Raw genomic sequence first — 13820 nt, 5'->3', positions numbered from 1 at the left:
ATGAAACTCACCGTGGTCGGCGGCGGCTCGACCTACACCCCCGAACTCATCGACGGCTTCGCCCGCCTCCGGGACACCCTGCCCATAGAGGAACTGGTCCTGATGGACCCGGCGACGGACCGCCTGGAGCTGGTCGGTGGCCTGGCCCGCCGTATCTTCGCCCGCCAGGGTCACAACGGCACCATCACCACCACTACAGACCTGGACGCGGCCGTGGACGGCGCGGACGCGGTCCTCCTCCAGCTCCGCGTGGGCGGCCAGGCGGCCCGCGAGCAGGACGAGACCTGGCCCCTGGACTGCGGCTGCGTGGGCCAGGAGACGACGGGCGCCGGCGGCCTGGCGAAGGCCCTGCGCACCGTCCCCGTGGTCCTCGGCATCGCGGACCGGGTCCGCCGCACCAACCCCACCGCCTGGATCATCGACTTCACCAACCCGGTCGGCATCGTGACCCGCGCCCTGCTCCAGGCGGGCCACAAGGCGGTCGGCCTGTGCAACGTGGCGATCGGCTTCCAGCGCAAGTTCGCCGCCATGCTCGGCGTGACGCCCGCCGACGTCCACCTCGACCACGTGGGCCTCAACCACCTCACCTGGGAGACCGGGGTACGCCTGGGCGGCCCCGAGGGCGAGAACGTGCTGCCGAAACTGCTGGCCGGCCACGGCGACACCATCGCCGCCGACCTGCACCTCCCCCGCCCCCTCCTGGACCGCCTGGGCGTGGTGCCGTCGTACTACCTGCGTTACTACTACGCCCACGACGAGGTGGTGCGAGAACTGCGCACCAAACCGTCGCGAGCCGCGGAAGTGGCGGAAATGGAAAGAAGGTTGCTCACCCTCTACGCCGACCCGGCCCTCGACGAGAAGCCGGAGCTGCTCTCCAAGCGGGGCGGCGCGTACTACTCGGAGGCCGCGGTGGACCTGGCGGCGGCGCTGCTGAACGGCGCCGGCAGCCCGTACCAGGTGGTCAACACCTACAACAAGGGCACGCTCCCCTTCCTGCCCGACGACGCGGTGATCGAGGTACAGGCCGGGGTGGGTCCGAGGGGCGCGCTCCCTCTCCCGGTCGCACCCCTGAACCCCCTGTACGCGGGCCTGATGGCCCAGGTGACGGCCTACGAGGACCTGGCACTCGACGCGGCCCTGCACGGTGGCCGTACCCGAGTCTTCAAGGCGCTGCTCTCCCACCCCCTGATCGGCCAGTATGGGTACGCGGAGAGACTCACCGACCAACTGATCGCACACAACCGGGAGCACCTCGCGTGGGCCTGACCGCATGTGTCCTCGCCGTGGACGCGGGCAACAGCAAGACCGACGTGGCGGTGGTGGCGGCCGACGGAACCGTGCTGGCCACGGCCCGCGGCGGCGGATTCCGCCCGCCGACGGTAGGCGTGGAGCCGGCGATGGACGCCCTCGCCGAAGCGGTGGAGGAGGCCTTCGCCGCGGCAGGTGTCACCCGCGCCGACCACGTCTCGGCCTGCCTGGCCAACGCCGACTTCCCGGTGGAGGAGGAGATCCTGGCGAGCGCGCTGCACGCACGCGCGTGGGGCACGACCGTGGACGTCCGCAACGACACCTTCGCCATCCTCCGGGCGGGCGTGGCGGAACCCCGCGGTGTGGCCGTCGTCTGCGGCGCCGGCATCAACTGTGTGGGCATGCGGCCCGACGGCCGTACGGCCCGCTTCCCGGCGCTGGGCCGCATCTCCGGCGACTGGGGCGGCGGCTGGGGGCTTTCGGAGGAGGCCCTGTGGCACGCGGCCCGGGCGGAGGACGGCCGCGGAGTGCCCACCGAGTTGGCGCGCACCCTCCCCGCCCACTTCGGCCTGCCGACGATGTACGCCCTGATCGAGGCCCTGCACCTCGAACACATCGCCCCCGCCCGCCGCCACGAACTGACCCCGGTCCTGTTCGGCACGGCCGCGGCCGGGGACCCGGTCGCCCGCGAGCTCGTCGACCGCCTGGCCGAGGAGGTGGTGACGATGGCGACGGTCGCGCTGACCCGGCTGGACCTGCTGGAGGAGGAGACACAGGTGCTGTTGGGCGGGGGCGTCCTGGCGGCACGGCACCCCCGACTCATCGACGGCATCCGGGACTTGCTCGCCTCCCGCGCCCCCAAGGCCGTACCGGGGGTGGTCACGGCGAGTCCGGTGCTGGGCGCGGCATTGCTGGGACTGGACGCGGTACGGGCCCCTGGGGAGGCGCATACCCGGCTCCGCCGGCACTTCGAGCCGTAAGGGCCCGCTGGGGGCTCGCGCCCCCAGTCGACCCTGAACCTTGGAACCGAACCGATTCTCCCGGCGTGTTCATGGGCAGGGGGTGGTGCGGGGCGTGTCCGGTGCGCCGGAACCCCCGCATCCGCGCTGCGATCCGATCAAGATCCAGTGAAGCCCGGTGCGGATGTCAGTCCCGGCAGCGATACTTGCCGCGACGGATGACCACGGGGGAGGTCAGCAGTGACACAGACGCCGAAGAGCGCGGCACCACCACCGGGACCCGCCCCGGCACCCGGCGCACCCACCATGCCGTCCGTACCGCCACAGCCCGTCCGGCCCGCCACGCCCCCGGCCTCCCCCACCGCACCGGCCGCGGGGCCCCGCCGCACCGCCTTCGCCGAGGGCCTCGACCAGCTCCGCGCGGCCGCCACCACCGAGCCCGGCCGCCTGCGGATCATCGGCGCCCTCCTCGCTCTTTTCGTGGTCGCCTTCGGTGCCGTGGCCGCCTGGCAGATGACCGAGCGGGCGAGCGCCGCCGACGACGTGCTCCACCGAAGCCAGCCCCTCAGCTCGGACGCGGCCGACATCTACCGCTCCCTGGCGGACGCCAACACCGCGGCGGCCAGCGGCTATCTCGCGGGCCTGCAGGAGAAGCCCGCCATGCGCGAGGGCTACGAGAGCGACATCCGCAGGGCCGCCTCGAAACTCGTCACCGCCGCCGCCAACTCCGAACCGGGTTCCACCTCGGCGAACACCATCGCCGAACTCAGCAGGCTGCTCCCGCAGTACAAGGGCCTGGTCGAGACCGCGAGGGCCAACAACCGCCAGGGCTACCCCGTGGGCGGCGCCTATCTGCGCGCGGCGAACGAGATGATGCAGCAGAAGATGCTGCCGGCCGCCGAGAAGCTCCACCAGACGGAGAACCAGCGCCTGCGCGACGACTACGCGGACGCGAAGTCGTTCCCCTGGGCCGCGGCCGGCCTCGGCCTCCTCGCCCTGGCCGCCCTCGCCTGGGCCCAGCGCCGCAACTACCAGCGCACCAACCGGGTCCTGAACCACGGCCTCGTCACGGCCACGGCCGCCTCCACGGTGGTCCTGCTGTGGCTGGCGGTGGGCCACACCGTCGCGCGCGCGGGCCTGACCGACTCCTACGACCACGGCGTCCGCTCGCTCAACGTGCTGCACGAGGCCCGCATCGCCTCCCTGACCGCCCGCAGCGACGAGAACCTGAACCTGGTCCGCCGCGGCGCGGACACCAGGACGCTCGACGACGGCACGGTGGTGGACGCGTACGAGTGGGGCTACGACCAGGAGATCGAACAGCTCGGCAAGGCGCTCGTCCGCGCCGAGGGCCTCGCCGACGACACGGCGGGGAAGAAGCCCGTTCAGGACGCGAACGGCTTCATGAAGATCTGGAAGGACCGCCACGTCATCGCCCGCGACGACAACAACTCGGGCAACTACCAGGCCGCCCGCGACCGCGTCATCGGCGCCGCGAAGGAGCCGACGAGCGTGTGCTTCGACAAGGTCGACAAGGCGATCGCGGCGGCGATCGAGCACGAGCAGGACGAGTTCCAGCAGGCCGCGAGCGACGGCCGTGACTCGCTGACCGGCCTCCCGACCGGCGCCGCGGTCCTCGCGGTCCTGGGCGCGGCCGGCGCGGTACTCGGCATCGGTCGCAGGCTGTCGGAGTACCGGTGAAAGGGGGCAGGACGATGAACGCACGCGACGACTCGGTTCGCCTCCGGGGCGCACTCAGCCCGTGGCGGCGTCTGCGGGCCGGCCTGCGCGGCTGGGGCGGGGTGGGCGCGATGGCGTTCGTCTGCGCCCTGGCGGTGGCCTTCGCGCTGCTGCTGCCCCTGTCCCAGCCACAGGGCGGGGACGGCGGTGCGGTCACCGGGGGCCGGAGCGTCGTCCACGGCAGCCAGGTGCGGGCCGAGGACTGCGAGAAGCCGCAGGACAAGAGCCTGTCGCCGTCCGGCGGCGACGGGAAGACCCCGACCGTCGACGCCATCAAGGACCGCAAGGACCGGCGCCTGATCGTCGGCGTCGACACCAACAGCTACCGCTGGGGTTATCTCGACCCGAACAACCCCTCCGGTGAGCTGGAGGGATTCGACATCGACCTGGTCCACCGGATCGCCCAGGACATCCTCGGCGACCGCGACGCGGTGCGGTTCAAGGCCATCCCGACCAGCCGCCGTATCGAGGCGATCCAGAAGGGCGAGGTCGACATGGTGGTCCGCACCATGACGATCAACTGCGACCGCATCGAGCAAGTCGCCTTCTCCGCACCCTACTTCGTGACCGGCCAGCAGGTCCTGGCGCCCAAGACCTCGACGATCACGGGCTACAACGACACCCTCGCCGGCAAGCGCATCTGCTCGGCGACGGGCTCCACGGCGTACGACAACCTCGAAGCGGGCAAGAAGAACGGCGCCCTCCCCGCCTCCGCCGACATCAGCACCACCGTCCCCAACCAGCTCGACTGCCTGGTGAAGTTGCAGCTCGGCGAGGTCGACGCGGTCGTGACGGACGGCGCGCTCGCCGCGAGTCAGGCCGCGCAGGATCCCACGGTGGAACTCAAGGGCGGACTGTTCACCGACGAGTACTACGGCGTGGCGATGAAACGGGGCTCCGACGATCTGGTACGCCAGGTCAACCGGACCCTGGAGAACTACGTCAAGGACGGCGGCTGGGAGGCGTCGTACGAGAAGTGGCTGCACCCGACCATGGACCAGGGCGACAAGAAGTCGGCGTCGGCGACCCCTCCCGCGGCCCGCTACAAGTGACCGATCATCAACTGACGAACAGCCCATGACGAACAACCGATGACGAAGACCGACGAAGACTGACGAAGACCGACGAAGACCGACGAAGACTGACGAAGACCACTGACGGAACACAACGCAGCGAGAGGTGATCGATGGGCGTCACGGACCCCGCCGGGCCGGTGATGGACCGGGACGAGGTGGACCGTGCGCTGGCGCGGCTCGGCGCGGAGCACGAGGCGATCGAGACCTCGCTCCTCGCCCTGCAGGACCACGCGGGCCGCAGACTTCTCGAGGGCGCCGAGCTCACGGGCGTCACCAAGGAGCGCTGGACGGCCGCGGAGGCGTCGATCACGCTGCTGTGGGCGTACTTCGACGCGTACACGGACGCGTTGCGCTCCGCCCGCGAGATCCGCTCCCGGCGCCGCTGGTCCAGCCGCGACGACCTCGTGGAACTGACGGAACTGCTGCGCGGCGAGTCCGTGACGGTCGCGGGCTCGGCGGCCGCGACCGCGAACACCCCGACGTTGCACGGCGGTTCGGGCAAGCTCAGCGAACAGTTCACCCTGGTCACCCTGGTGGACCGGATGAACGAGCTGTACGCGACCTCGCTGGACATGGTCGTCGCCGCCGACGCGGTCTGGTCGGCGCTGCCCGCCCGCATCGATTTACTGGCCGCGGAACTCCAGCGCACTCGTCGGCTCGCGCACTCCGTGGGCGTACGCCCCGGCGAGCACCCGGCGGGCGACGATCTGGAGCGCATCACCCGCACGCTCACCAACCTGCGCGCCGAGGTGGTGTCCGACCCGCTCGCCTACTGGGTCCCCACGCAAGGGAGTTCGGCCCCCGGCGGGGGCAAGCCGGACACCACGGTCTACGACCGGGAGGCGCGCGCCCTGGAGGACGTACGCCGGGAGATCGACGCCGTATTGACGGTCCGTCAGGACGCCGAGCAGCGCCTGATCAAACTGCGTGACGTGCTGTCCCGCGCGGACCGCACACTCGCCGAGGCCCGTACCGCGCGCGGCGAGGTGCTGGCGAAGATCGCCGCCACGGAGGTGCCGGTCGTCAGCGGCCCGCCGACCGTGCTGCAGGAGCAGCTGGCGACGGCCGCCGAGTACCGCAGACACGCCCAGTGGCACCGCCTGTCCCCGCTCCTGGAGTCCCTGGAGCAGAAGGCGGAGGACGAACTGCTGCGCGCCCGCGAGTCGTTGACCGCGGTCACCGCGCCCCTGGCGGTCCGCGCCGAACTGCGCGGCCGCCTCGACGCGTACAAGGCGAAGGTGGCCCGGCACGGCCTGGCGGAGGACCCGTTCCTCATCGAGCGCTACGACGCGGCCCGCCGCATGCTGTGGAGCGCCCCCTGCGACCTGCGCGTCGCCGAACAGGCGGTCCTGCGCTACCAGCAGGCGGCCGCCGAACTGCTCGGCGGTCCACGCGTGCCGGGGCCGCGCGGGCCCGAGGACCGGCAGGGGCCGGGATCATGAGGGGCAGGGGGAACAGGGGGGAGTCGTCGTCATGAGTCAGGCACAACAGAGCTGCCAGCGGCCCGACTGCGGCGGGACGTACGAGGACATGGGCGGTGGCGAGCTGTACTGCGACACCTGCGGCCTCGCCCCGGTCGTGTCGGCGACCGGCATGGTGGGCTCGCCGCCCACCGGGGTGACGGCCGGCGGCAAGGGTTCGCGCGGCTCGGCGGGCAGCGCCGGCTCCCGCTCCACCGGGCGCGGCAGTTCGCGTACGTCGTCGCAGTCGTCGAAGTCCCGGCGCTCGGTGTCGGGACGGCTGTCGCGCTCGCTGTCGGGCCGTTCCACGAGCCGCTCGGTGTCGGTGCGCAGCTCCGGCTCGACCGCCGGCTCCAGCGGCCGCGGCCGGCTCGGCGTCGGCCTGGTCCAGGTCCCGGACGTGCCGCGGCCCGACCCGCGCGCGATGGTGCTGGAGAACCCGGAGGTGCCCGAGCGCAAGCGGTTCTGCTCCCGCTCGGACTGCGGGGCGCCGGTGGGCCGGGCGCGCGGCGACCGGCCGGGCCGTACGGAGGGCTTCTGCACGAAGTGCGGTCACCCGTATTCCTTCGTCCCGAAGCTGAGGTCCGGGGACATCGTGCACGGCCAGTACGAGGTCGTGGGCTGTCTGGCGCACGGCGGCCTGGGCTGGATCTACCTCGCCGTGGACCGCGCGGTCTCCGACCGCTGGGTGGTGCTCAAGGGCCTGCTCGACACCGGCGACCAGGACGCGATGGCGGCGGCGATCTCCGAGCGGCGCTTCCTCGCGGAGATCGAGCACGCCAACATCGTGCGGATCTACAACTTCGTCGAGCACCTCGACCAGCGCACGGGCTCGCTCGACGGCTACATCGTGATGGAGTACGTCGGCGGCAAGTCGCTGAAGGAGATCGCCAACGGCCGCCGTACGCCCACCGGGAAGCGTGACCCGCTCCCCGTCGAGCAGGCGTGCGCGTACGGCATCGAGGCGCTGGAGGCCCTCGGCCACCTGCACAGCCGCAACCTGCTGTACTGCGACTTCAAGGTCGACAACGCCATCCAGACCGAGGATCAGCTCAAGCTGATCGACATGGGCGCGGTGCGCCGGATGGACGACGACGAGTCGGCCATCTACGGCACGGTGGGCTACCAGGCGCCGGAGGTCGCGGAGGTCGGCCCGTCGGTGGCGTCCGACCTGTACACCGTCGCCCGCACGCTCGCCGTCCTGGCCTTCGACTTCCAGGGCTACACGAACGTCTACGTCGACTCGCTGCCCGACCCCGACAACATCGAGGTCTTCCGCCAGTACGAGTCCTTCTACCGCCTCCTGGTCCGCGCCACCGACCCGGACCCGGCCCGCCGCTTCGCCTCCGCGCAGGAGATGACGGAGCAACTGACCGGCGTCCTGCGCGAGGTGGTGTCCCTGCAGACGGGTCGGGCCAGGCCGTCGCTGTCGACCCTGTTCGGCCCCGAGGTACGGGTCACGGACACGGAGCTGTTCCCGAAGCTCGAAGGGGACGTGTCACGGCTGGGGGCGCGGGTCGTGCGTACCCAGAAGCGCACCCAGCAGCAACTCTCCCTCCCCACGGCCAACCTGCCCGCCGTGTCCGCGCCGTCCGCCGTGTCCGCCGTGTCCGCCGGCATCGTCAAGGTCGCCGACGCCGCCGTGGCCGCCCTCGCGCTTCCGGTCCCCCGGGTCGACCCCTCCGACCCCAACGCCGGTTTCCTGGCGGGTCTGATGACCACCGCACCGGCCGAGCTGCTCGGCGCGCTCGCCGCCGCCGCGGCGCCGTCGACCGAGACGCGGCTGCGGCAGGTGCGGGCCTGGCTGGAGAACGGCGACACGGGCACCGCGCACGAGGCCCTGCTGAAGCTGGAGGACGAGCGGTCGGACGACTGGCGGGTCGTCTGGTACCGCGGCGTGGCCGCGCTCGTCACCGGCGACCACGAGGGCGCCGCGCTCGCCTTCGACGCGATCTACGACGCCTTCCCGGGCGAGCCCGCCCCCAAGCTGGCCCTCGGCCTGTGCGCGGAGGTGCTGGGCCAGTTGGACAACGCCGCCGAGTACTACCGCCTGGTGTGGTCGACCGACCCGAGCTATGTGAGCGCCGCCTTCGGTCTCGCCCGCGTCCAGCTGGCGGCCGGCGACCGCCGCGGCGCCGTACGGACCCTGGAGTCAGTTCCGGAGAGCTCCATTCACTACACGGCCGCACGCGTGGCGGCCGTCCGCGCCCGGCTGCGCGGGCGCACGGCGCTCGCCGCTGACGTACCGTTTCTTGACGACCTGATCGCGGCTGCGGGCCAGGTCGAGGCCCTGGACGCGTACGGTCTGGATCCGGCGCGCCGGGAGCAGTTGTCGGCGGAAGTCCTCGGCTGCGCGCTGGACTGGATACTCTCCGGTGGCCAGGGTTCCGCCCCTCCCACCGCCACCGGAGGACGGACGCTGCTCGGCAGCGGCCTGGACGAGCGGGGACTGCGTTTCGGCCTGGAGCGTTCGTACCGCACGCTGGCCCGGCTCGCACGGGGCGGCGAGGAGAGGATCGACCTGGTGGAACGTGCCAACCGTTACCGCCCCCGGACGTGGGTGTAGTTGATGTCGCAGATGCCCCAGTTGTCCGCCTGCCCGAGCTGCGAATGGCCGCTCGAGTCGGGTGACCGTTTCTGCGGTGCGTGCGGATACGACCTGTCCGCCGTGCCCGTACGGCCGGACGACAACCCGACCATCGTCATGAACGGCTCGGCGCCGCCCCCCGCCACGGGCACGCCCGGCACGGACTGGCCCGGCGCCGCCACCCCGGACGGCTCCGGCGGACACGAACTGCCCCCGGGCACGCCCCCACTCCCCCCGTCGCCGCCGCACGCCGCACCTATGCCCCCCGCGGTGAGCGGTCCCGACGTGTCGCCCGGCCCCGGTCTCCCGGGCGGCTTCCCGGTCCCCGGCCACCACACCCCGCCCGGCTTCCCCACCGTCCCGGCCCCGGGCGGCCACGACGCGCCGGCCGGTCCGAGGACACCGCCCGCTCCCCCCGCCCCGACCGGCTCTCCCGACTCCCCGGCCTCCGGCGTCCGTTTCGACCGTCCTCCCGAGCCCGAGGAGTACCCCTTGCAGGCGCCCGATCCGCGCGTCGTCACCGACCTGCCGACCCCGCCCGAGGGCACCAAGGTGTGCGTGGCCTGCCGCGCGGGCCGCGTGGACCACGACGGGTACTGCGAGAACTGCGGGCACGCCCAGCCGCGCGAACGCGACCACATGGAGCTGGACGCCGGTCCGGTGGCCGCCGTCAGCGATCGCGGCCTGCGCCACCACCGCAACGAGGACGCGTTCGCCGTGGCCTGCACCGCGCTGCCCGACGGCCGGCCCGCGGTCCTGGCGATCGTCTGCGACGGAGTGTCCTCGGCGACCCGTCCCGACGACGCGTCGATGGCCGCGTCCCGAGCGGCGAGCGAGTCGCTGCTGACCGCCCTGCCGCGCGGCACGCACCCGCAGCAGGCCATGCACGAAGCGATCGTCGCCGCCGCGAACGCGGTCAACGCGCTGGCCGCCGAGCCGGCCACCATCCGCGAGCAGGGCCCGCACCAGAACGCCCCCGCCTGCACGATCGTCGGCTCCGTGGTGACGCCCGAGCTGCTGATCGTCGGCTGGGTCGGCGACAGCCGCGCCTACTGGGTCCCCGTGGACCGCAGCACTCCCCCGGCCCGGCTCACCGAGGACGACTCCTGGGCCGCGCAGATGGTCGCCGCCGGCCTGATGAACGAGGCCGAGGCGTACGCCGACGAGCGCGCCCACGCGATCACGGGCTGGCTCGGCGCGGACGCCTACGAACTGGAACCGCACACCGCTTCCTTCAAGCCGGACCGTCCGGGTGTGGTGGTGGTGTGCACGGACGGGCTGTGGAACTACGCCGAGGCGGCCGACGACATGGCCGAGGTCGTGCCCCTCGACGCCGCCGCGCGCCCCCTGCACAGCGCCCAGGTGCTCGTCGGTCACGCCCTCGACGGCGGGGGCCACGACAACGTAACAGTGGCCGTCCTGCCGTTCCCGGCACCGCCGATGGGGGCAGGATCGGCCTGAGGCCGCACCACGGGGACAGCCTCATCGGACCGGAGGGGACCGGTCCGCCGACAGCCATGGCCCCACCACGGGGTTCTTTAGGGGGATTTGAGAGCACATGGCCAATTTCTCGAAGTCGAACGTGCCACAGTTCTCGGTGGACGTGTACCAGAACGAGTACCTGCCGGAGGGCGGTCGCGAGGTCAACGCGATCGTCACGGTGACCGCGACCGGCGGCGGCACGGTCGGGAGCGCGGTCGCGGCACCCCACCTCTACTCGCCGGGGCAGGGCCCGTCCGCGGGCGTGGCGATCATGGTCGACTGCTCGGGTTCGATGGACTACCCGCCGACCAAGATGCGCAACGCCCGCGACGCCACGGCCGCCGCGATCGACACCCTGCGCGACGGTGTGCACTTCGCGGTGGTCGGCGGCACGCACGTGGCCAAGGAGGTCTATCCGGGCGGCGGCCGCCTGGCCGTGGCCGACGGCACCACCCGCGACCAGGCCAAGCAGGCCCTGCGTCGACTCAGCGCGGGCGGCGGCACGGCCATCGGCACCTGGCTGCGCCTCGCCGACCGCCTGCTGTCCTCGGCCGACGTCGCCATCCGGCACGGCATCCTGCTCACCGACGGCCGCAATGAACACGAGTCGCCCGAGGACCTCAGGGCCGCGCTCGACGCCTGTGCCGGACGCTTCACCTGTGACGCCCGCGGCGTGGGTACGGACTGGGAAGTGAAAGAAGTCACAGCGATCGCCTCGGCCCTGCTCGGCAGCGCCGACATCGTCGCCGATCCGGCCGGTCTCGCCGCCGACTTCACGCGGATGATGGAGACGGCGATGGGCAAGGAGGTCGCGGACGTCGCCCTGCGGGTGTGGACACCGGTCGGCACGACCATCAAGTTCGTCAAGCAAGTCGCGCCGACGATGGAGGAGTTGACCGACCGCCGCACGGAGGCCGGCCCTCGCGCCGGGGACTACCCCACCGGCTCCTGGGGCGACGAGTCCCGTGACTACCACGTATGCGTCGAGGTTCCCGCGGCCGACCTCGGCCGGGAGATGCTCGCCGCCCGGGTCTCCCTGGTCATCCCGCAACCCGACGGCACCGCGCAGAACTTGGGCGCCCAGGGCCTCGTACGGGCCGTATGGACCGACGACATGGTCGCCTCGACGTCGATCAACCCCCAGGTCGCCCACTACACGGGCCAAGCCGAACTGGCACAAGCCATCCAGCAAGGTCTGGATCTACGCAAAGCGGGGGATATGGATGGAGCAACGGCCAAATTGGGCCGGGCCGTTCAGCTCGCCAGCGCCTCCGGAAACGCGGATACGGCGAAACTCCTTGCGAAGGTGGTGGACGTGGTCGATGCCGCGGCAGGTACTGTGCGACTGAAGGCGAAGGTCGCGGAGGCCGATGAGATGACTCTCGAGACACGGTCGACAAAGACTGTTCGTGTAAAGAAGTGACCCAGTAGTGACCGAGTAATGCCCTAGCAGGACCCTGAAAAGCAGCGAGCCTGACCCCTTGGGGTTGGAGAAATCCGGTCGAAGCGACCGGAAAGGAGAGGGGGAAGCGCCGACATGCCGACCTGCCCGAACGGACACCAGTCGGGTTCCGACGACTGGTGCGAGGTCTGCGGTCACCGCATGGCCGGTGCCGTACCTCCGCCCCCTCCGCCGCCGCCCCCGCCCGGCGGTGGCTACGGCTTCCCGCCCCCCGGTGGGCCCGGTGCCCCTGGCGGCCCCGGCGGTCCGTTCGGCGGCCCGAACGCCGGTCAGCCGGGTGGCCCGCCGCCCACCTCCGCCGTTCCGGAGCCGCAGCTCTGCCCGCAGTGCCGTACGCCGCGTGAGGGCGGAGCGCCGTTCTGCGAGGAGTGCCGGTGGAACTTCCTGACCAACACGGCGACGTCGTACACGCCCGCCGCCCCGCGCACCCAGGCGCCCGGCGGCCCGGGCCTGCCCTCCCACTTCCAGCAGCAGTCGGCGCCGCCGCCGTCGTTCGGCGGCGGTGACTCGTACGAGTACCAGGGCTCCCGCCCGTCCCAGGTGAACCGCCCGGCGGAACCGATCCCGCCGTTCGGCGCGGATCCGCAGGGGCCGGGTGGCCCTGGCGGCCCAGGAGGTCCTGGCAACCCTGGTGCCGGTGGGCCCGGTGGCCCCGGTCCTGGTCCTGGTCCTGGCGCCCCGGGCGGCTTCGGCGCGGGTCCCGGCGGTCCGGGCAACCCCAACTCCGGTGGTCCCGGCGGCCCTGGCGGTCCCGGCGGCTTCGGCGCGGGTCCTGGCGGCCCCGGCAACCCCAATCCCGGTGGCCCCGGTGCCCCCGGTGGCCCGGGCGGCTTCGGCCCAGGCCCCGGCGGACCTGGTGCCCCCGGTGGTCCGGGAGGCCCGGGAGGCCCGGGAGGCAACGGCCCCTCCGGCTTCGGCGGCGATCCCTCGCGGCCCGTTCCGCCGCCGCCCGGCCCCACCCCGCCCGGCGGCCCGGGCGCGACCAGTGGTGCTCCGCAGGGCTTCCAGCAGCCCGGGCAGGCAAGCCCCGGCGGCCCGCCGGCCCCGCCCGGATTCCCGCAGGAGACCCACCGTCCTCCGCAGCAGGGCGGCCCGTCCTTCGGCGGCGGTGACGACTGGGTGATCTCGCCCCCGTCGTCCGGCCCCGGCGGACCCGGTGGCCCCGGCGGCCCGGCTCAGGGCGGCTACGGCTACCCGCAGCCCGGCTCGACGCAGGCCCCGCCGCCCCCCGGCCCGGGTTACCCGCAGCAGCCGACGGCGCCGACGACCTGGTCGGCGACCATCGGTCCGGACCGCGAGTACTTCATGGCGATGATGCAGCGCTCCGGCCCCGAGGCCGCGGGCCTGAACCTGCCCGCGTACTCGCCCGAGCAGCAGCGCGCCCTCACCGGCAACCAGGTCACCATCGGCCGCCGCCGCCACTCCACCGGCGACACCCCCGACATCGACCTGTCGGTGCCGCCGGAGGACCCGGGCGTCTCGCACCAGCACGCGGTCCTGGTCCAGCAGCCGGACGGCACCTGGGCGGTCGTCGACCAGAACTCGACGAACGGCACGACGGTGAACGGCTCCGAGGAACCGATCCAGCCCTTCGTGCCGGTACCGCTGCAGGACGGCGACCGGGTGCACGTCGGGGCGTGGACGACGATCACGATCCGACGCGGCTAGGTCTGTCTTCTCGACATCGGGAGGGGGGGGGGGGGGGGGGGGGGGTGGTGGCGGCCCCCCCCCCCCCCCGGGGGGGGCGGGGCCCCCCCCCCCCGAAGCGCCCCCCCGGGGGGGACCCCCCCCCCCCCCCAGCACACC

9 protein-coding genes are annotated in these 13820 nt (G+C 72.8%); all 9 read left to right on the top strand.

The annotated features are described in order from the left end of the window. The 9 genes from ACIREI_RS08455 to ACIREI_RS08415 all read left to right on the top strand — a co-directional run bounded on the left by ACIREI_RS08455 (window position 1) and on the right by ACIREI_RS08415 (window position 13682). On the top strand, window positions 1-1266 hold the full coding sequence (locus ACIREI_RS08455; protein ID WP_403328933.1) for a 6-phospho-beta-glucosidase: 1266 nt from the start codon (window positions 1-3) through the stop codon (window positions 1264-1266). Next, on the top strand, window positions 1257-2228 hold the full coding sequence (locus ACIREI_RS08450; RefSeq protein ID WP_403328930.1) for an N-acetylglucosamine kinase: 972 nt from the start codon (window positions 1257-1259) through the stop codon (window positions 2226-2228). Before ACIREI_RS08455 ends, ACIREI_RS08450 begins: the two co-directional genes overlap by 10 nt. Window positions 2229-2447: 219 nt before the next feature. Next, a complete protein-coding gene (locus ACIREI_RS08445; RefSeq protein WP_403328929.1) occupies window positions 2448-3908 on the top strand; it encodes a hypothetical protein in 1461 nt (486 codons plus the stop codon). 14 nt (window positions 3909-3922) lie between these two features. Then, window positions 3923-4999, top strand: a complete 1077-nt coding sequence (locus ACIREI_RS08440; protein ID WP_403328926.1) for a glutamate ABC transporter substrate-binding protein — start codon at window positions 3923-3925, stop codon at window positions 4997-4999. 134 nt (window positions 5000-5133) lie between these two features. Continuing rightward, window positions 5134-6465, top strand: coding sequence for a hypothetical protein (locus ACIREI_RS08435; protein WP_403328923.1), 1332 nt, complete (start codon window positions 5134-5136; stop codon window positions 6463-6465). Between the two features lie 31 nt (window positions 6466-6496). Further along, window positions 6497-9049, top strand: a complete 2553-nt coding sequence (locus ACIREI_RS08430; RefSeq protein ID WP_403328920.1) for a tetratricopeptide repeat protein — start codon at window positions 6497-6499, stop codon at window positions 9047-9049. A 3-nt stretch (window positions 9050-9052) separates the two neighbouring features. Next, window positions 9053-10531: a PP2C family serine/threonine-protein phosphatase gene (locus ACIREI_RS08425; protein ID WP_403328917.1), complete on the top strand. Its 1479-nt coding sequence runs from the start codon at window positions 9053-9055 to the stop codon at window positions 10529-10531. Between the two features lie 97 nt (window positions 10532-10628). Further along, window positions 10629-11975 (top strand): VWA domain-containing protein, encoded by a 1347-nt coding sequence (locus ACIREI_RS08420; protein ID WP_403328915.1) that lies wholly within the window; start codon window positions 10629-10631, stop codon window positions 11973-11975. A 114-nt stretch (window positions 11976-12089) separates the two neighbouring features. Next, window positions 12090-13682: an FHA domain-containing protein gene (locus tag ACIREI_RS08415; RefSeq protein WP_403328912.1), complete on the top strand. Its 1593-nt coding sequence runs from the start codon at window positions 12090-12092 to the stop codon at window positions 13680-13682. The last annotated feature ends 138 nt before the right edge of the window (window positions 13683-13820 follow it).

This window comes from Streptomyces sp. NPDC093591 (genome assembly GCF_044764885.1).
Classification (GTDB): Bacteria; Actinomycetota; Actinomycetes; order Streptomycetales; family Streptomycetaceae; genus Streptomyces.
This window is presented reverse-complemented; position numbering and strand designations above follow the sequence as displayed.

Coding starts and splice junctions, on each gene's coding strand:
- ACIREI_RS08420 (WP_403328915.1), top strand. CDS start 10,629: ATGGCCAATTTCTCGAAGTCGAACGTGCCACAGTTCTCGGTGGACGTG.
- ACIREI_RS08430 (WP_403328920.1), top strand. CDS start 6,497: ATGAGTCAGGCACAACAGAGCTGCCAGCGGCCCGACTGCGGCGGGACG.
- ACIREI_RS08455 (WP_403328933.1), top strand. CDS start 1: ATGAAACTCACCGTGGTCGGCGGCGGCTCGACCTACACCCCCGAACTC.
- ACIREI_RS08435 (WP_403328923.1), top strand. CDS start 5,134: ATGGGCGTCACGGACCCCGCCGGGCCGGTGATGGACCGGGACGAGGTG.
- ACIREI_RS08415 (WP_403328912.1), top strand. CDS start 12,090: ATGCCGACCTGCCCGAACGGACACCAGTCGGGTTCCGACGACTGGTGC.
- ACIREI_RS08425 (WP_403328917.1), top strand. CDS start 9,053: ATGTCGCAGATGCCCCAGTTGTCCGCCTGCCCGAGCTGCGAATGGCCG.
- ACIREI_RS08440 (WP_403328926.1), top strand. CDS start 3,923: ATGAACGCACGCGACGACTCGGTTCGCCTCCGGGGCGCACTCAGCCCG.